We start from the raw sequence: 18,301 nt of genomic DNA, 5'->3' as shown, positions 1-18,301 counted from the left end.
GCGGCGGGGGTTGTTGGGGTGGTGTGGGGGGGGTGTGGGGGGCGGGGGGGCCCGCCCCCCCCCCGCGACCGCGGCGGTGCGCTGTAGCGCACCCTACGCTGCCCCGTTGGGTGCGCTACAGCGCACCGTCCTTCCGATTCGCCCCCCATGGTTGACGCCCCGCCAGCCCCACGCGGACCTGGACAGGTGCCAGACGGATGCCAGACGCTTCGCAGACGCGCCGTCTCGCCGAGGACCCCGGCGTAAACCCGGCGTTCCCAGATGCTTGCCCGGACCGGCCGGGCGCGGCGGACCGCGGCCCTAGTGTCCCACCGATTTCGAGAACAGGTTCACCACCATCACCCCCGCGATGATCAGCGCAAGACCGATCAGCGCGGCGGTGTCGAGGGTCTGGCGATACCAGATCCAGGCCACGCCGCTGATCAGGACGATGCCCATGCCGGACCAGATCGCATAGACGATCCCGGTCGGCATCACCTTCAGGGGATAGGACAGCAGCCAGAAGGCGATGACATAGCCCGCGACGGTCACGACCGTGGGCCAGAACCGCGTGAAGCTGGCGGAGCGCGACAGGGCGGTGGTCGCGATGACCTCGGCGAGGATCGCAAGGCCCAGGATGGCGTAGGTCTTGGTCATGGTCGTGCGTCCTCTCGTCGAGGAAAGCCTAGCAGGGGCCGGGCAGGGATGGTGCGCGGTTCGCGGCAAGATATGGACGGATTGCGGCTGTCAAGGGCAACTGCTGGGGCGAAAGCGCGCTCTGGCGCGGCCTGCGGGACAAGGGCAGGGGGCGCCATGACGGCGCGGCCGAAGGGGATCCTGGCGGCATTCCTTGACTTTGGACCGAGGCGGCGGATTGATCTGGCCTTATCCCCCAGCCGCGATTCCCATGGCCGCCATCCCTGTCGAAGCCTTCTACCTGACCCCCGGCGCCACCGGCTCGCTGCAGCAGCAGATCCGGGCGATGGTGACGCAAGGGATCCTCGCCGGCCGCTTCCGGCCGGGGGCGCGGATGCCCTCGTCGCGCGGGCTGGCCGGGCATCTGGGGGTCAGCCGGATCACGGTGACGCTGGCCTATTCGGACCTCGTGTCCTCGGACTACCTGACCTCGGCCGGCCGGTCGGGCTATTTCGTCTCCGGGACCGCGCCGCTGGCGCCGGAGTTTCCCGCAAGCGCGCCGCCGGCGGAGGCGATTGATTTCAAAGGCTTGACGGGGGGGAGGTTCTCCTCGGTCGTGCGGGTGGAGCGGCCGGATGACTGGGACCGCTATCCCTGGCCCTTCATCTACGGCCAGGCGGATCCGACGCTTTTCGACCACCAGAACTGGCGGCAATGCGCGCTGCGGGCGCTGGGCAAGCGCGATTTCGCGGCGCTGACCAGCGACTACTACGAACGCGACGATCCCCTGCTCTTGCAGGAGCTGGTGCGCTCGATCCTGCCCCGGCGCGGGATCGCTGCGCGCGAGGAGGAGGTGCTGCTGACGCTGGGGGCGCAGAACGCGCTCTGGATCGCGGCGATGGCGCTTCTGGGGCCGGGGCGGCGGGCGGTGGTGGAGAATCCGGGCTATCCGGCCTGGCGGGCCATCGTCGCGGCCACCGGGGCCGAGGCGGTGCCGGTGGATGTCGATGCGCTGGGCCTGCCGGTCGAGGGGCTGGCGGGGGACGTGGTCTTCACCACCCCCTCGCACCAGTGCCCGACCAATGCGACCATGCCGGTGGAGCGGCGGGTGGCGCTGCTGGAGGCGGCGGAGCGGCAGGGTTTCGTGATCGTCGAGGATGATTACGAGTTCGAGATGTCCTTCCTGAAGCCGGTGGCCCCGGCGCTGAAGTCGCTGGATCGCGGCGGGCGGGTGATCTATGCCGGGTCCTTCTCCAAATCGGTGTTTCCGGGGCTGCGGCTGGGCTATCTGGTTGGCCCGCCCGGCTTTATCGCCGAGGCGCGCAGCTTGCGCGGGCTGATGCTGAAGCACCCGCCGGGGCATATCCAGCGGACAATGGCCTATTTCCTGGGCCTCGGGCATTACGATGCCCTCGTCAACCGGATGAAGAACGCCTACCGCCGCCGCCGGCAGGTGATGGCCGAGGCGATTGCCACCGAGGGACTAGAGGTCGCGGGGCAGGGCGGCTTTGGCGGTTCGTCCTTCTGGATGCGGGCCGGGGCGGGGGTGGATACGGAGGAACTGGCCCTGCGGCTGCGGGCCGATGGCGTGCTGATCGAGCCGGGGCGGGCGTTCTTTGCCGGCGCGGGGCCGCGGAACTACTACCGGCTGGCCTATTCCTCGATCGCGCCGCAGCGCATCGCCGAGGGCGTGGCGCGGATCGCCCGGGCCTTGGCGCCGGGAGCGGCCCGGCGATGACTTCGTCGCGCCTCGCGGGGGCCCGCCGAGGAGGAGACGACGTCGAACGGGGAGGGGGTCCGGTTGGATATAGCGGGCCGGATCATCTGGCCGTAAGCTCGACCGGGGCGCGGCGCTAGGGTGCCGGGCAAGGGGGCCTTCGGGGCCGTGGAAAGTCATGGAGAGACGCGATGAGGATGACGACCGAGGAAGCCTTCGTGAAAGTGCTTCAGATGCACGGGATCGAACATGCGTTCGGGATCATCGGCTCGGCCTTCATGCCGATTTCGGACCTGTTCCCGAAGGCCGGGATCACCTTCTGGGACTGCGCGCATGAAGGCTCGGGCGGCATGATGGCCGATGGCTTTACCCGCGCCTCGGGCAAGATGAGCATGATGATCGCGCAGAACGGGCCGGGGATCACCAACTTCGTAACCGCGGTGAAGACGGCCTATTGGAATCACACGCCTTTGCTGCTGGTCACGCCTCAGGCGGCGAACAAGACCATCGGGATGGGCGGGTTCCAGGAAGTCGAGCAGATGGCGCTGTTCAAGGACATGGTCTGCTACCAGGAGGAGGTGCGCGACCCCTCCCGCGTGGCCGAGGTGCTGAACCGGGTGATCCTGCAGGCCCGCCGCCAGTCGGCCCCGGCGCAGATCAACATGCCGCGGGATTTCTGGACCCAGGTGATCGACGTGGCCCTGCCCGCGGTGGTGGAGTTCGAGCGGCCCTCGGGCGGGGAGGAGGCCCTGGCGCAGGCGGCGCAACTGCTGTCCAGCGCGAAGTTCCCGGTGATCCTGAACGGCGCGGGCGTGGTGATCGGAGGGGCGATCCCGGCCTCGATGGCCTTGGCGGAACGGCTGTTGGCGCCGGTCTGCGTCGGCTACCAGCACAACGACGCCTTCCCCGGCTCGCATCCGCTCTTCGCCGGACCGCTGGGCTACAACGGCTCGAAAGCCGGGATGGAGCTGATCCAGCAGGCCGATGTGGTGCTGGCGCTGGGGACACGGCTCAACCCGTTCTCCACCCTGCCGGGCTATGGGCTCGACTACTGGCCGAAGGAGGCGAAGATCATCCAGGTCGATATCAACCCGAACCGGATCGGGCTGACCAAGCCGGTGACGGTGGGGATCGTGGGCGATGCGCGGAAGGTGGCCGAGGGCATCCTGTCGCGCCTGGCGAAGACGGCGGGCGATGCGGGGCGTGAGGAGCGCAAGGCGCTGATCGCGCAGAAGAAATCCGCCTGGGCACAGGCGCTGGCGGGGATGGACCACGAGGAGGACGATCCCGGCACCAGCTGGAACGAACGCGCCCGCGCCGCGAAGCCGGAGTGGATGAGCCCCCGTATGGCCTGGCGCGCGATCCAGTCCGCGCTGCCGAAGGAGGCGATCATCTCCTCCGATATCGGCAACAACTGCGCGATCGGGAACGCCTATCCCAGCTTCGAGGCCGGGCGGAAATACCTGGCACCGGGGCTGTTCGGACCCTGTGGCTATGGGCTGCCCAGCATCATCGGGGCCAAGATCGGCTGCCCGGATGTGCCGGTGGTGGGCTTCGCCGGCGACGGGGCCTTCGGGATCGCGGTGACGGAACTGACCGCCATCGGCCGCAAGGAATGGCCGGCGATCACCATGGTGGTCTTCCGCAACTACCAGTGGGGAGCCGAGAAGCGGAACTCGACGCTCTGGTATGACGACAACTTCGTCGGGACCGAACTGGACACCGACGTGAGCTATGCCGGGATCGCCAAGGCCTGCGGCTTGCAAGGCGTGCAGGCGCGGACGATGGAGGAGCTGACGGCCGCGCTGCGCAAGGCGATCGAGGACCAGATGGCGGGCAAGACCACGCTGATCGAGGCCCTGATCAACCAGGAACTGGGCGAGCCGTTCCGCCGCGACGCGATGAAGAAGCCGGTCGAGGTCGCCGGGATCTCGATGGCGGACATGCGGCCGCAGGTGGTGGGGTGACAGCCCTGCTGCGGCTGGCCAGAGGAAAGGCGGCCGGCATTCCGCGCCTCCCCTCCCCCTGGTGGGGAGGGGTTGGGGGTGGGGGGCAACCTGCGTTGGCCGCCCCCCCACCCTCTCCCTCCCCCACGCGGGGGGAGGGAAGCTCCTGGTGCGCGAGGCCTGGCCTGCTTCGGCAGCCGACGCAGGGCGGGTGTCATGCCCTATGACCTTGGGCCAGGGGCGCTGGCCTGGCTGGCGGTGGCCAGTCTGGTGGCGGGCTTCGTGCGCGGCTATTCCGGCTTCGGCTTCTCGGCCCTGCTGATCGCGGCTTCCAGTCTTGTCACCAATCCCCTGAACTTCGTCGCGGTTGTGGTCATTCTGGAAACGGTTATGTCGCTGCAGGCCGCCAGGGGCGCCGGGCCGCATGTGGACTGGGGCAGGGTCGGCTGGCTGATGGGCGGCGCGGCGCTGGGGCTGCCCCTGGGGTTGTGGGTGCTGACCGGGATCAGCGAGGATGCGGCGCGGGCGGTGATCTCGGGCTATGTGCTCTTGATGTGCGTCGTCCTGCTGGCCGGCTGGCGGCTTTCCCGCGAGGTCACGGGCGCGGCGAATGGGGTGGCGGGGGTGGTCTCGGGCCTGGCGAATGCGCCGGGAATGGGGGGACTGCCGCTTGCGGCCTTCTTCGCGGCGCAGCCGATGCCCGCGGCGGTGTTCCGGGCCACGCTGATCGCCTTCTTCCCGCTGCTCGACCTTTACTCGGCTCCGCTCTACTGGCTGGCGGGGCTGGTCGGCTGGGATACGCTCCGGGCCTCGCTGCTCGCGCTGCCGGTGACGCTGCTGGGCAACTGGCTGGGCGGGCGGCATTTCTTCGGCACCGATCCGCAGGACTTCCGCCGCTTCGCGATCGGGCTTCTGGCGGGGCTGGCGGTGCTGGGACTCGGGAAGGCGGTGCTGTGATGTGGCTGATCGTGAACGCGGGCTCGTCCTCGCTGAAGCTGAAGGTCTTCGACGGCGACGCCGAGGTCGGCAGCGCGCTGGTGGGCGAGATCGGGCCGGACGGGCACCGCGAGGCGATGGCGCGGGGGCTGGCCGAGGCGGGCGTCCCGCTGGACCGGCTGACGGCGGCGGCGCATCGGGTGGTGCATGGCGGGGCGGGGCTGACCGCGACGGCCCGCGTGACGCCCGAGGTCCTGCGCCAGATCGAGGCCTGCGTGCCGCTGGCGCCGCTGCACAATCCGGGGAATCTGGTGGGACTTCGGGCGGTTTCGGCGCTGGCGCCGGACCTGCCGCAATATGCCGCCTTCGATACCGCCTTCCATGCGACCAACCCGGAGGTGGCCACGACCTATGCCCTGCCCTTGGTCGAGCGGGAGCGGGGCATCCGGCGCTATGGCTTTCACGGCATCAGTTTTGCGGCCCTGGTGCGCATCCTGCGCGCAAGGGGGGACCTGCCGGGGCGGCTGCTGGCCTGCCATCTGGGCAACGGCTGCTCGCTGGCGGCGATCCGGGACGGGCGGTCGGTGGCGACGACGATGGGCTATTCGCCGCTGGACGGGCTGACCATGGGGACGCGGACCGGGGGGATCGACGGCAATGCGGTCCTGCGGCTGGCCGAGCTGCACGGGGTGGAGCGGGCGGGTGCGATCCTGAACCGGGAGAGCGGGCTTCTGGGCCTGGCGGGGGCGAGCGACATGCGCGCTCTGCATGCGGCGGGGACGGCGGAGGCGCGCTTTGCGCTGGCGCATTTCGCCTATTGGGCGATGCGCCACGCCGGGTCGATGGTGGCCGCGATGGGGGGGCTGGACGGCGTGGTCTTCACCGGCGGCATCGGCGAGAACGACCCCTGGATGCGGAACGAAATCCTGTCCGGGCTGGCGTTTCTGGGAGTATCTCCCGACGCTCAGGCCAATGCCCGGAACGACAGGGTGCTGCATGACGCGACAAGCCGTGTCGTTATCCTTGTTGTGCCGGCGGACGAGGAGCGGCAGATTGCGCTTGAGGCGCAGGCCGTAATGTCTGCCGAGGCGCAGGCCGTCAGGGCAGGGGAGGGGGCGTGAACCAGCCGAGGGTGGAGACGCAGCGCGAGGTCGGCGACGAGGTCCGCCAGACCACCTGCTACATGTGCGCCTGCCGCTGCGGGATCAACGTGCATCTGAAATCGGGGCGCGTCGCCTATATCGAGGGCAACCGCGACCACCCGATCAACAAGGGCGTCCTTTGCGCCAAAGGGGCGTCGGGGATCATGCAGGTCACGGCGCCCTCGCGCCTGAAGGCGCCGCTGCGGCGGGTGGGGCCAAGGGGCTCGGGGGCGTTCGAGGAGATCAGTTGGGAAGAGGCGCTGGAAACGGCGGTCGCCTGGCTGAAACCGCTGCGCGAGACGGCGCCGGAGAAGCTGGCGTTCTTCACGGGCCGGGACCAGTCGCAGTCGTTGACAGGCTGGTGGGCGCAGAATTTCGGCACGCCGAACTACGCGGCGCATGGCGGCTTCTGTTCGGTCAACATGGCCGCCGGGGGGATCTACACCATCGGCGGCGCCTTCTGGGAATTCGGCCAGCCGGACTGGGAGCGGACCAAGCTGTTCGTCATGTTCGGGGTGGCGGAGGACCATGACAGCAATCCGATCAAGATCGGCATTGGCAAGCTGAAGGCGCGGGGCGCGCGGGTGATCTCGGTAAACCCGGTCAGGACCGGCTATTCGGCGGTGGCGGACGACTGGATCGGGATCACCCCCGGCACCGACGGGCTCCTGATCCTGTCGCTGATCCATTGCCTCTTGGAGGCGGGGAAGATCGACCTCGACTACCTGGCGCAATGGACCAACGCGCCCTTGCTGGTGAACGAACACGAAGGCCCGGAGAAGGGGCTTTTCGTCCGCAATGCCGAAAGCCAGCCCTTCGTCATCGACCGTCGCACCGGCCATCCTGCGCCTTGGGATGGCAAGGGGGTGGAACCCGACCTCGGCGCGGACTGGCAGGGGCACCGGACGGTGTTCCGGCACATGGTCGAGGAATACCTGAAGCCGGAGCACGCGCCGGAAGCGGTGGCCGCGCGCTGCGGGGTGACGGCGGAGCGCATCCGGCAACTGGCGGCGGAATTGGCGGAGGCGGCCTTCGAGCAGGCGATCTCGCTGCCGCGCCCGTGGGTGGATTTCCGGGGCAATGAACATGCCGACATGCCGGGGAGGCCCGTCTCTTTCCACGCCATGCGGGGGATTTCGGCGCATTCCAACGGCTTCCAGACCGCCCGGGCGCTGCATCTGTTGCAGATCCTGCTCGGCGCGGTGGAAACCCCCGGCGGCTATCGGCTGAAGCCGCCGTACCCGAAGCCCATCGAGGCGCACCCGACGCCGCATTTCGTGGCGACGCCCGGCAAGCCGCTGACCGGCCCGCATCTGGGCTATGTGCGCTCGCCCGACGACCTGTGCCTTCTGCCCGATGGCCAACCGGCCCGGATCGACAAGGGGTTTTCCTGGGAAAACCCGTTCTCCGCCCATGGCCTCATGCACATGGTGATCCCCAACGCCCATGCGGGCGACCCCTACCGGATCGACACGCTCTTCCTCTACATGGCGAACATGTCGTGGAATTCCTCGATGAATTCCGCGCGGGTGATGGAGATGCTGACCGAGACGGGCGAGGACGGGGACTATCTGATCCCCCGGATCATCTATTCCGACGCCTATGCCTCCGAGATGGTGGCCTATGCCGACCTGATCCTGCCCGACACCACCTATCTGGAGCGGCATGACTGTATCAGCCTGCTCGACCGTCCGATCTCCGAGCCCGATGCGGCAGGGGATGCGGTCCGCTGGCCGGTCGTGGAGCCGGACCGGGAGGTGAGGTGCTTCCAGTCGGTGCTCTTGGACCTCGGCGCGAGGCTGGGCCTGCCGGGGATGGTGGAAGAGGACGGCAGCCCGAAATACCGCGACTATGCCGATTATATCGTCAACCACCAGCGGCGGCCCGGTGTGGGACCGCTGATGGGGTTCCGGGGGGACGGGACGCAAACCGGACGGGGCGCGCCGAACCCCGGGCAGATGGAGCGCTATATCGCGGCCGGGGCCTTCCATCAGGCGCATGTGCCCGAGGAGGCGGCCTTCTACAAGCCGTGGAACGCCGCCTATCAGGACTGGGCGGTTCGCCTTGGCCTTTACGAGACGCCGCAGCCCTATCTGTTCAACATCTGGTCCGAACCCATGCGCCGCTTCCAGCTGGCCGCAGAAGGCTTCGGCCCACGCCAGCCGCCGGACCACCTGCGCGACCGCCTGCGCCAGGCGATGCAGCCGCTGCCGGTCTGGTATCCGCCCTATGGCGACGAGGACGCGGCTTTCGGTTATCCGGTCCATGCGCTGACCCAGCGCCCGATGGACATGTATCACAGCTGGGGCAGCCAGAACGCCTGGCTGCGGCAGATCAGGGGGCGGAACTATCTGTATCTGCCGACGAAGCTCTGGCAGGCGCAGGGGTTCGAGGAGGGCGACTGGGCGAGGGTCTCCAGCCGTGCGGGACGCATCGTGGTGCCGGTGGCGCATATGGCGGCGCTGAACGAGAACACGGTCTGGACCTGGAACGCCATCGGCAAGCGCAAGGGAGCCTGGGCGCTGGATCCCGATGCGCCGGAGGCGGTGACGGGGTTCCTGCTCAACCATCTGATCCCGGAGCTTTTGCCCGGGAAGGGGGCGCGGCTGTCGAACTCGGACCCGGTGACGGGCCAGGCGGCCTGGTTCGATCAAAGGGTGCGGGTCGAGCGGGTGGCGGCGGCGGATCATCCGCGCGGGACGGCGGAACCGGCCTTCCCCGGCTTGCCCGAGGTGCCGCACTCGGGCGGGGGGCGGCAAAATTCTTCGAAGAATTTTGGCAAAAGTTTTCGAAAACTTTTGCGCCTGGCGGAGGGGCCGCGATGACCTTGTTGCCGGGAGCGACCGAAAAGCTGCTGGGGCTGGTGATCGACCTCGACACCTGCGTCGGCTGCCAGGCCTGCGTCACCGCCTGCAAGGGCTGGAACGACGCCGGGATCGGCTTGTCGGACCAGGACCCCTATGGCGCCGATCCCTCGGGCACCTTCCTGAACCGGGTGCATTCCTATCAGGTCGCGGTGCCCGACGGCCCGGCGCAGGTGGTGACCTTCCCCCGCTCCTGCCTGCATTGCGAGGTTGCCCCCTGCGTCACCGTCTGCCCGACCGGGGCCAGCTACAAGCGGGCCGAGGACGGGATCGTGCTGGTCAACGAGGACGCCTGCATCGGCTGCGGTCTCTGCGCCTGGGCCTGTCCCTACGGCGCGCGCGAGATGGACGCGGCCCAGGGGGTGATGAAGAAATGCACGCTCTGCGTCGACCGGATCTACAACGACCACCTTCCCGAGGCGGACCGCGAGCCCGCCTGCGTGCGGACCTGTCCGACGAACGCGCGGCATTTCGGCGATCTGGCCGACCCGGAGAGCCCGGTGTCCAGGCTGGTGGCCGAGCGGGGGGGCTATGACCTGATGCCGGGAATGGGAACCAGGCCCACGAACAAGTATCTGCCGCCAAGGACGAAGGGGCCGGGCAATGCAAGCCCGCTGGCGCCGCTTCTGGACGTGCAGGCGCATGGCATCGCCGGCTGGCTGGACCGGATGCTGGGGAAGATCTGAATGCATCCGGCGCCTTCGGTCATCCTGTTTTCGACGCTGTCGGGTCTTGGCTTCGGCTTCCTGGCCTTCCTGGGCTGGGGGGCGGTGCAGCCCTCGGGCTGGGGGGCGTTCTTCCTTTGGGGCTTGGGCTACGGGCTGGCGGTGGCGGGGCTGATGGCCTCGACCTTCCACCTCGGCAATCCGAAGAACGCGCTGAAGGCCTTCAGCCAATGGCGGACAAGCTGGCTGAGCCGCGAGGCCTGGGCCTCGGTCGCGACGCTGGTGCTGCTGGCACCGGCGGCGCTGGCGGGGATCTTCGGGCTGGGCCTGCCTGCGGTGGTGGGGCAGGTCGGGGGCGCTCTGGCGCTGCTCACGGTCGGCACCACGGCGATGATCTATGCCCAGATCCGGGCGGTGCCGCGCTGGCACCATTGGCTGACGCCGGTGATGTTCCTGGCCTTCGCGCTGGCCGGGGGAGCGATGCTGTCGGACCAAACCTGGGCGCCGATGGCGCTGCTGGCGCTGGGGGCGGTGCTGCTGGCGGTCTGGCGGGTCGGCGACGGGGCTTTCGCGAAGGCGGGCGAGAGCCTGGGGACGGCCACGGGGCTGGGCGGGCTCGGGGTGCCCTCGGTCCTGGATCCGGCGCATACGGCGGGGAGCTACCTCAAGCGCGAGATGATCTTCGTGGTGGGGCGGAAACATGCCGCCAAGCTGCGGCGGATCGCGCTGGCGCTGGCGGCGCTGGCCCCGGCGCTGGTGCTGCTTCTGCCGCTGGGCCCCTGGGCGATCGCGCTGGCGGCGGTGCTGCACCTGGCCGGGGCGCTGGCGGCGCGCTGGCTGTTCTTTGCCGAGGCCGAGCATGTCGTGGGGCTTTACTACGGCGCGCGGGGATGATCCCCTGCCGCCATGAACCCGTTCAAGCGTTATGACATCCGTGGCAGGCTGGGAATCGACCTCGACGAGGCCGTGGCCTGCCGGATCGCGCGCGCCTTTGCCCGGGTGACCGGGGCCGGGGCGGTCGTGCTGGCGCGGGATCCGCGCGAAAGCTCTCCGGCGCTGGCCGGGGCGGTGGCGGCGGGGCTGGTGGCGCAGGGGGTCCGGGTGCTGGACATCGGGATGGCCGGGACCGAGGAGATGTATTTCGCGACCGCCCATCTGCGCGCCGGCGGCGGGATCATGGTCACGGCCTCGCACAATCCGCGCGATTACAACGGGATGAAGCTGGTGGGCGCGGGGGCGGTGCCGCTGACCGACGCGGGTTTTGCCCGGCTGCAGGCATTGTCGGCCGAGGAGCCGGACCGGCTGCCGGGCGGCGGGGTCGAGGACGCAGGCGCGGTACGCGCGGATTATGTGGCGCATGTCGCGCGGCTGGTCGGGCCGGTCGGGCCGCTGCGGGTGCTGGTCAATGCGGGCAACGGGGCGGCGGGGCCGACGCTGGATGCGTTGGCCGAGGGACTGCGGGCACGGGGCGCGCGGCTGGACCTGGTGCGGATGCATCACGAGCCCGACGGGGCCTTTCCGAACGGGGTGCCGAACCCGCTTCTGCCCGAGAACCGGCCCGTCACCGAGGCGGCGGTCCGGGCGGCGGGGGCGGATATGGGGGTGGCCTTCGACGGCGATTTCGACCGCTGCTTCCTGTTCGACGGCGCGGGGCGCTTCGTCGATGGCGAGCATGTGGTGGCGCTCCTGGCGCGGGCGGAACTCGCCCGGCATCCCGGTGCGGCGATCGTGCATGATCCGCGCGTCCTTTGGGCGGTGCAGGACACGGTGGCGCGGGCCGGGGGGCGGTCGGTGCTGGCGCCGACGGGGCATGTCTTCCTGAAGGAGGCGATGCGGCGCGAAGGCGCGGTCTACGGCGGCGAGATGTCGGCGCACCATTATTTCCGCGATTTCATGGCCTGCGATTCGGGGATGATCCCCTGGCTTCTGGTGGCGGGCCTCGTCTCGCAGGGCGAGGCGCTGGACGAGATGGTCGGCGCGCTGCGGCGCGAGCATCCGTCCTCGGGCGAGGTCAATTTCACCGTCACCGACCGCGAGGCGATGATGGGCCGGGTCCATGCGGCGCTGGGGCCGCTGGCGCGGGGCGAGGACCGGACGGACGGGCTGAGCCTGGATTTCGGCGACTGGCGCTTGAACCTGCGGGCCTCGAACACCGAGCCGCTGTTGCGGCTGAACGTCGAGGCGCGGGGCGACCGGGGGCTGGTGGCCGAGGGGGTGGAGCGCGTGCGGCAGGTGATCGGGACGGGAGAGGCTTGACGCAAGGCCGGCTGCGGGGAGAGGCTGACCGCCTGACGCAACAGGGAGAGACCCCATGTGTGACGCCTGCCTGATCGAGTCCATCAAGAATTCCATGCTGTCGCGCCGGGCGCTGTTCGCCGGCGCGGCGGCGACGACCGCCGCCGTGGTGGCAAGCGGCCTGACCACGGCAAGGCCCGCGCTGGCGCAGGCGGCGGGCAAGGTGGTGGACCTGACCCATGCCTATGACGGGGAGTTTCCGACCTTCGACGGCAATCCGGGGATCCTGTACGAGCCCGCGGTCAAGTTCGACGAATCGGGCTATCAGCTGTGGAAGCTCACGATCTACGAGCACACCGGCACCCATATCGACGCGCCGCTGCATTTCAGCGCGGACGGCGCCTCGGTCGCCGATCTGCCGCCCGAGCGGCTGGTCTGCCCGCTTTGCGTGCTGGACATCACCGCCAAGGCCGCCGGGGACGCCAATGCGATGGTGGAACCGGCGGATATCGAGGCCTGGGTTTCGGCGAACGGCGCGATTCCGGCGGGGTCCTGCGTGGCGATGCATTCGGGCTGGGCGGCCAAGCTGGGCGATCCCTCGTTCCGCAACACGGCCGATGGCAAGCTGGCCTTTCCCGGCTTCTCGAAGGCGGCGACCGACATGCTGGCGGGGATGGATGTGGCCTGCATCGGGGTGGACACGCTGTCGCTCGACCCCGGCAATTCGGCCGATTTCGGAGTGCATTTCAGCTGGTTGCCCGGCGGGCGCTTCGGGATCGAGAACCTCGCGAACCTGGACCAGTTGCCCGCGACCGGGGCGACGGTGTTCATCGGTGCGCCGAAGCACAAGACCGGCACCGGCGGGCCGGCGCGCGTCATGGCGGTGCTCTGATGGCGGTGGTGCCGCTGCTCGGCGACGGGGAGGCGGGGGCAGAGGCCCGTGCCGTCTTCGCTGACATCCGCGAGAAGCGGCAGACGGATTACGTCAACAACTTCTGGCGGGCGCTGGCGCATGACCCGGCGCTGTTGCGGGCGACCTGGGAGCGGGTGCAGGCGGTGATGGCGCCGGGCGCGCTGGACCCGCTGGTCAAGGAGTTGGTCTATGTCGCGGTCTCGGCCGCGCATGGATGCGACTATTGCGTCCATTCCCATACGGCGGCGGCGAAGGCGAAGGGGATGACGGCGGCCCAGCATGGCGAGCTTCTGGCGGTGATCGCGCTGGCCAGCCAGACCAATGCCCTGGCCACGGCGCTGTCGGTTCCGGTGGACGAGCGGTTCCGGGCCTGAGGAGTCAGGCGTGGACCTGTCCGGCCGGTTGCGCCGCGGCCCCGGGCCCGGCACGCCGGATCGGCCAGCCGGGACGGAAGACCGGGATGGCGGGCAAGTCCCGCTCGATCCGGGCGAGCGCGAGTTCGCGCCGCTGCAACCGGGCGATTTCGTCGCGGATTTCGGCAAGTTCGTCTGCAAGCGAGAAGCGGGGCGCGGCCATCTTGATCCTCCTTCGTTCCGGCTCAGGATCGCCGGGATTCTTGAAGGAATCGCTAAGGCCCGCAGGTATCCCCCGGCTCGGTTCGCGCCGGGGGATCCTCCGCGGGTCAGTTCGATCCTGAATCCGAGTCCGACTCCGAGCCGGTCCCGGAGCCGCCGTCGCCGGTTTCCGTCCCGGTACCTTCGGCGGCCGGGGCGGCATCCCCGTCTGCAGGCGGCGCGGGCGAGAGGGAGACGATGAAGGCCCAGACATTCGCGACATCCTCGGGCTTCTTCAGCTTGAAGGACATTTTCGTCGTCGCTTTTGGGTCGCCAAGTTCCTCCTTGAGGTATTTTGCCGGGTCGTGGACGAAGGCCGTGAAGTGCTCTTCGTCCCATTTCACGCCCTTCTCGCCGAGGGCCACGAGGGATTTGCTGTACTTGAAGTCGGGCAGGCTGCCCGCCACCCGGCCCGGTACGCCGTAAAGGTTCGGCCCGGTCTTGGCGGTCTTGCCAGCGAGAACCTCGCCGGCCTCGTTCTCGATCACATGGCAGGTCTGGCACTGGTTGAAGACCTTGACCCCGGCCTCGGCATCCCCGGTGGGGGCGTCCTGGGCAAGGGCGGGGGCGGCCAGGCTGGCCATGGCGACGGCCGTCAGAGTGAAACGCATGATATCCTCCTCGAGGGCTTGGTTCGCTGGAGTTCCAGAGGGATGGAACAGGGCGCGGGCGGCGTATCGGCCCGCGGCCGGAGGGAAAACGCACAAGCGCGCGGGATGTTCCGGCTTGCCGGGCGGGCAGGCGGCCCGATAGGGGGAGGGGAAGCATCGGAGGGCTGGGCGATGGACGGCGCGTTGCAGGAGAAGATCCCGGCCTGGGTGGACGGCCGGCTGGTGCCGGTCGAAAAGCTGGAGGTCCACCGGCGCGGGTTGCGGCACAAGGCGGTCTCGGTCTTCGTGCTGGAAGGCACGCGCGTGCTGATCCAGAAGCGGGCGGCGGGCAAGTATCACACACCGGGGCTTTGGGCGAATACCTGCTGCACCCATCCGCGCTGGGAGGAGACGGCGCTTGCCTGCGCCGGGCGGCGGCTGGACGAGGAACTGGGGATCGGCGGCCTGTCGCTGGGGCATGTGGGGCAGGTGGAATACCGGGCCGATGTGGGCCGGGGCATGGTCGAGCATGAACTGGTCGAGATCTTCCGGGCCGAGGCGGGGCCGGATCTGCCGGTGCGGCCCAATCCGCAGGAGGTCGAGGCGGTGCGCTGGGTCGAGCTTGACCAACTGACGGAAGAGGTGCGGCGCGAACCGGAGCGTTTCACGCCCTGGTTGCGAATCTATCTGGCCGAGCATCTGGACCGGATTCTCGGGCCGGCCGGCCCTTGCGATTGATTTTCTTAGGATTTCGTATATTTTTCGGTGGATTTCGGCCTGGACCCAGCCATTCGTCAAGACTTCCGCAGCCAGACGCGGGCTTCTCTTGACAATCTGGCGTTGAGGGGAATCGTTCTTCCGGCCGTTTCGGGGCGGGTGGGGGCCGTCATGGATATCGGATCCTTCTTCATCTTCCTCGCGGCCTGCGTCCCCTCGGCGGCGACGGGCGCGCTGTTTCCGCCCGGCGCCTGGTACCGGCGCTTGCGCAAGCCGCGCTGGACCCCGCCGGATCGGGTCTTTCCGGTCGTCTGGACCACGCTTTACCTGCTGATGGCCGCCGCCGCCGCCCGCGCCTCGGGGTTTCGCGGGGCGGAGACGGGGCTCGCGCTCTGGGCGCTGCAGATGACGTTCAACACGCTCTGGACCCCGGTCTTCTTCGGGTTGCACCGGATGGCGCTGGCGCTGGGGGTGCTGGCCGTGCTGTGGGTCGCCGTGGCGGCCACGACGCTGGCCTTCTTCCAGGTCGATCGCTGGGCGGCGGGGATGTTCCTGCCCTATTTCGCCTGGGTCAGCTTCTCGCTGGCGCTGAATGTGGCGGTGGTACGGCTGAACCCCGGACCGCATCGCCAAGCCGCAGAGGCGGACTGCGGCGCGCCGAACGGCTGAGGCATCGGGCCCTGCCGCCCATGCCGGCTGGCCAAGGTTGCGCGGGCAATGACCGGCGTGTATCACCCCTGAAAAGCCTTTGCCTTAAGGGAGAGCAGCATGCGTCGCGTCGTGGTCACCGGCCTGGGAATGGTCACTCCTCTTGCCTCGGGCGTGGAGGAGACCTGGAGCCGCCTGCTGGCCGGGCAATCGGGTGCGGGGCTGATCACGAAGTTCGACACCTCGAACGTGGTGACGCAATACGCCTGCGAGATTCCGATGGGCGACGGCAGCGACGGCACCTTCAATGCCGACGACTGGATGGAGCCGAAGGAGCAGCGCAAGGTCGATGACTTCATCATCTACGGGATGGCCGCCGCCGTGCAGGCCGTGCGGGATGCGGGCTGGGAAGATCCCTCGGAGGAGGAGAAGCTGCGCACGGGGGTGATGATCGGCTCGGGCATCGGGGGGCTGAACTCGATCGCCGAGACGGCGGTGCTGATCAAGGAGAAGGGGCCGAAGCGGGTCTCGCCCTTCTTCATCCCGGGGGCGCTGATCAACCTCGTCTCGGGTCAGGTCTCGATCCGCTTCGGTTTCAAGGGTCCGAACCATGCGGTGGTCACGGCCTGCTCGACCGGGGCGCATGCCATCGGCGACGCGGCGCGGCTGATCATGTGGGGCGATGCCGACGTGATGGTCGCGGGCGGGACCGAGAGCCCGATCAGCGAGATCGGCATCGCCGGGTTCAACGCCTGCAAGGCGCTGTCGACCAAGCGGGCGGATGTGCCCGAGAAGGCCAGCCGGCCCTATGACGCCGACCGCGACGGGTTCGTGATGGGCGAGGGGGCCGGGGTGGTGGTGCTGGAGGAATACGAGCACGCCAGGGCGCGCGGCGCGAAGATCTATTGCGAGGTGCTGGGCTATGGCCTGTCGGGCGACGCCTACCACATCACCGCGCCGAGCGAGGACGGGGACGGCGGGTTCCGCTCGATGGCGGCGGCGCTGAAGCGGGCCGGGCTGCAGCCTTCGGACATCGACTATATCAACGCGCATGGCACCAGCACGATGGCCGACACCATCGAACTGGGCGCGGTGGAGCGGCTTCTGGGCGACGCGGCGTCGAATACGACCATGTCCTCGACGAAGTCGTCCATCGGGCACCTGCTGGGGGCGGCGGGCGCGGTGGAGGCGATCTTCTGCGTGCTGGCGATCCGCGACCAGGTGGCGCCGCCGACGATCAACCTGGACAACCCGGCGGTGACGCCGAAGCTGGACCTCGCCCCGAACAAGGCGGTGCGGCGCAGGATCGACGTGGCGCTGTCGAACAGCTTCGGCTTCGGCGGCACCAATGCGAGCCTTGTCCTGGGCAAGGTGCGCTGAGGCATGTGGCGGTCCGTCGCCTCGAACGCGCTGACGCTGTTCATCGTGATCCTGATCGCGCTGGCGGCGCTGGTGGCCTGGGGGCGGAACGAGTTCGTGAAGCCGGGGCCGCTGGCCGGGCCGATCTGCCTGCAGGTGGAGCGGGGGGCGTCGCTGTCCGCCGTCAGCCGCAACCTGGAGGAGCGGGGCGCGATCACCGATGCGCGGATCTTCCGCATCGGGGCGGAATATGCCGACCGGGCGGGGAACCTGAAGTTCGGGAGTTACATGGTCCCGGCGGGGGCGAGCATGGAACAGGTGCTGGAGGCGATCACCGCCACCGGCAAGTCGACCTGCGGGCGGGATCTGAACTTCCGCATCGGGGTGGCCAGGGCCGATGTGGTGCTGAGCGAGCTGGACCTGACCTCGAACGCCTATGTCGAGGTGGCGCGCTTCGATGCCGGGGTGGAGGCTTTGCCGCCGGAATACCTGGAGGTCGCGGATGATCCGGCGCTGGTCTTCCGGGTGACGGTGGCCGAGGGCGTGACCAGCTGGCAGGTGGTGGATGCGCTGAAGAAGGCGGATTTCCTGCAGGGCTCGCTGGAGACCGTGCCGCCCGAGGGCACGCTGGCGCCCGGCGGCTACGAGCCGGTGCGCGGGACCGAGCGCGGGGCGCTGATCGCCGAGATGACCGCGCGCCAGTCCGCGATCCTGGCGGAGGCCTGGGAGAAACGGGCCCAGGGCCTGCCCTATGACACGCCGGAAGAGGCGCTGATCATGGCCTCGATCGTCGAGAAGGAGACCGGCATCGCCGAGGAGCGGGGCCGGGTGGCGAGCGTCTTCCTCAACCGCCTGGCGCAGGGGATGCGGCTGCAGACCGACCCGACGGTGATCTATGGCATCACCAAGGGCGAGGGCGTGCTGGGCCGAGGCCTGCGGCAGAGCGAGCTGCGGCGCGAGACGCCCTACAACACCTATGTGATCGACGGGCTGCCGCCGACCCCGATCGCCAACCCCGGCGCCGAGGCGATCCGGGCGGCGCTGAACCCGGACCGGACGGACTATCTGTTCTTCGTAGCCGATGGCAGCGGGGGGCATGCCTTTGCCGAGACGTTGGAGGAGCACAACCGCAACGTCGCCGCCTGGCGCAAGATCGAGGCCGAGCAGGGCGCGGCGGATGAGGGTGGGGTGCAGGGGGAATAGGTTGACGAAGCGTTAACGCGGAGAGCTACAACCCATTGATACGATTGAAGTTTTATCTTGACTTGCCGCGCGGTCCGATGTAGGACTCGTGCCATGCTGGAAGAGGTGTCGAAGCGGCCCGGGGTTCCCCCGTCGGC

The 18,301-nt window shown here is 69.2% G+C and carries 17 protein-coding genes; 14 read left to right on the top strand and 3 right to left on the bottom strand.

Annotated elements, in window-relative coordinates:
- Positions 1–300: 300 nt before the first annotated feature.
- Positions 301–636 (bottom strand): SMR family transporter, encoded by a 336-nt coding sequence (locus I7S92_RS15055; RefSeq protein WP_197645796.1) that lies wholly within the window; start codon positions 634–636, stop codon positions 301–303.
- A gap of 250 nt (positions 637–886) precedes the next feature.
- Here I7S92_RS15055 and pdxR point away from each other — a divergent pair, with 250 nt between their 5' ends.
- The 10 genes from pdxR (at position 887) to I7S92_RS15005 (ending at position 13,407) form a co-directional block, all read left to right on the top strand.
- Positions 887–2,353 (top strand): MocR-like pyridoxine biosynthesis transcription factor PdxR, encoded by a 1,467-nt coding sequence (pdxR, locus tag I7S92_RS15050; RefSeq protein ID WP_197645794.1) that lies wholly within the window; start codon positions 887–889, stop codon positions 2,351–2,353.
- 170 nt (positions 2,354–2,523) lie between these two features.
- Entirely contained in the window at positions 2,524–4,299 is a 1,776-nt protein-coding gene (xsc, locus tag I7S92_RS15045; RefSeq protein ID WP_197645792.1) for a sulfoacetaldehyde acetyltransferase, read from the top strand.
- Between the two features lie 195 nt (positions 4,300–4,494).
- The gene (locus I7S92_RS15040; protein ID WP_197645790.1) at positions 4,495–5,235 is read left to right on the top strand and encodes a sulfite exporter TauE/SafE family protein; all 741 of its coding nucleotides are present in this window, start codon (positions 4,495–4,497) and stop codon (positions 5,233–5,235) included.
- Positions 5,235–6,335 carry an acetate/propionate family kinase gene (locus tag I7S92_RS15035; protein WP_197645788.1) on the top strand — a complete coding sequence of 367 codons (1,101 nt, stop codon included), beginning with the start codon at positions 5,235–5,237 and terminating at the stop codon, positions 6,333–6,335. Before I7S92_RS15040 ends, I7S92_RS15035 begins: the two co-directional genes overlap by 1 nt.
- Positions 6,332–9,181 carry a molybdopterin oxidoreductase family protein gene (locus I7S92_RS15030; protein WP_197645786.1) on the top strand — a complete coding sequence of 950 codons (2,850 nt, stop codon included), beginning with the start codon at positions 6,332–6,334 and terminating at the stop codon, positions 9,179–9,181. The genes I7S92_RS15035 and I7S92_RS15030 overlap by 4 nt, the downstream gene beginning before the upstream one ends.
- The gene (locus I7S92_RS15025) at positions 9,178–9,906 is read left to right on the top strand and encodes a 4Fe-4S dicluster domain-containing protein (protein WP_197645784.1); all 729 of its coding nucleotides are present in this window, start codon (positions 9,178–9,180) and stop codon (positions 9,904–9,906) included. Before I7S92_RS15030 ends, I7S92_RS15025 begins: the two co-directional genes overlap by 4 nt.
- Positions 9,907–10,779: a dimethyl sulfoxide reductase anchor subunit family protein gene (locus I7S92_RS15020; protein WP_197645782.1), complete on the top strand. Its 873-nt coding sequence runs from the start codon at positions 9,907–9,909 to the stop codon at positions 10,777–10,779. It abuts the gene before it with no gap.
- A 12-nt stretch (positions 10,780–10,791) separates the two neighbouring features.
- Positions 10,792–12,141: a phosphohexomutase domain-containing protein gene (locus tag I7S92_RS15015; protein WP_197645780.1), complete on the top strand. Its 1,350-nt coding sequence runs from the start codon at positions 10,792–10,794 to the stop codon at positions 12,139–12,141.
- 55 nt (positions 12,142–12,196) lie between these two features.
- On the top strand, positions 12,197–13,012 hold the full coding sequence (locus I7S92_RS15010) for a cyclase family protein (protein WP_197645778.1): 816 nt from the start codon (positions 12,197–12,199) through the stop codon (positions 13,010–13,012).
- Complete coding sequence (locus I7S92_RS15005) at positions 13,012–13,407, top strand: carboxymuconolactone decarboxylase family protein (protein ID WP_197645776.1); 396 nt, start codon at positions 13,012–13,014, stop codon at positions 13,405–13,407. Before I7S92_RS15010 ends, I7S92_RS15005 begins: the two co-directional genes overlap by 1 nt.
- A 4-nt stretch (positions 13,408–13,411) precedes the next feature.
- On the opposite strand, the gene I7S92_RS15000 is transcribed toward I7S92_RS15005, so the two are convergent.
- Positions 13,412–13,609 (bottom strand): hypothetical protein, encoded by a 198-nt coding sequence (locus I7S92_RS15000; RefSeq protein ID WP_197645774.1) that lies wholly within the window; start codon positions 13,607–13,609, stop codon positions 13,412–13,414.
- Positions 13,610–13,715: 106 nt separating this feature from the next.
- On the bottom strand, positions 13,716–14,258 hold the full coding sequence (locus tag I7S92_RS14995) for a c-type cytochrome (RefSeq protein ID WP_277922971.1): 543 nt from the start codon (positions 14,256–14,258) through the stop codon (positions 13,716–13,718).
- Between the two features lie 183 nt (positions 14,259–14,441).
- Between I7S92_RS14995 and idi the strand changes: the two genes are divergently transcribed.
- From idi to mltG, 4 genes are all read left to right on the top strand, one after another.
- Complete coding sequence (gene idi / locus I7S92_RS14990) at positions 14,442–14,975, top strand: isopentenyl-diphosphate Delta-isomerase (protein WP_197645845.1); 534 nt, start codon at positions 14,442–14,444, stop codon at positions 14,973–14,975.
- Positions 14,976–15,125: 150 nt separating this feature from the next.
- Complete coding sequence (gene tspO, locus I7S92_RS14985) at positions 15,126–15,623, top strand: tryptophan-rich sensory protein TspO (RefSeq protein ID WP_197645772.1); 498 nt, start codon at positions 15,126–15,128, stop codon at positions 15,621–15,623.
- Between the two features lie 99 nt (positions 15,624–15,722).
- Positions 15,723–16,982: a beta-ketoacyl-ACP synthase II gene (gene fabF / locus I7S92_RS14980; protein ID WP_197645770.1), complete on the top strand. Its 1,260-nt coding sequence runs from the start codon at positions 15,723–15,725 to the stop codon at positions 16,980–16,982.
- Between the two features lie 3 nt (positions 16,983–16,985).
- Positions 16,986–18,164, top strand: coding sequence for an endolytic transglycosylase MltG (mltG, locus tag I7S92_RS14975; RefSeq protein ID WP_197645768.1), 1,179 nt, complete (start codon positions 16,986–16,988; stop codon positions 18,162–18,164).
- The last annotated feature ends 137 nt before the right edge of the window (positions 18,165–18,301 follow it).

Source organism: Tabrizicola soli (assembly GCF_015999335.1).
Taxonomy (GTDB): domain Bacteria; phylum Pseudomonadota; class Alphaproteobacteria; order Rhodobacterales; family Rhodobacteraceae; genus Tabrizicola; species Tabrizicola soli.
The sequence above is the reverse complement of the archived record's forward strand: the minus strand, read 5'-3'. Positions and strand labels throughout refer to the sequence as shown.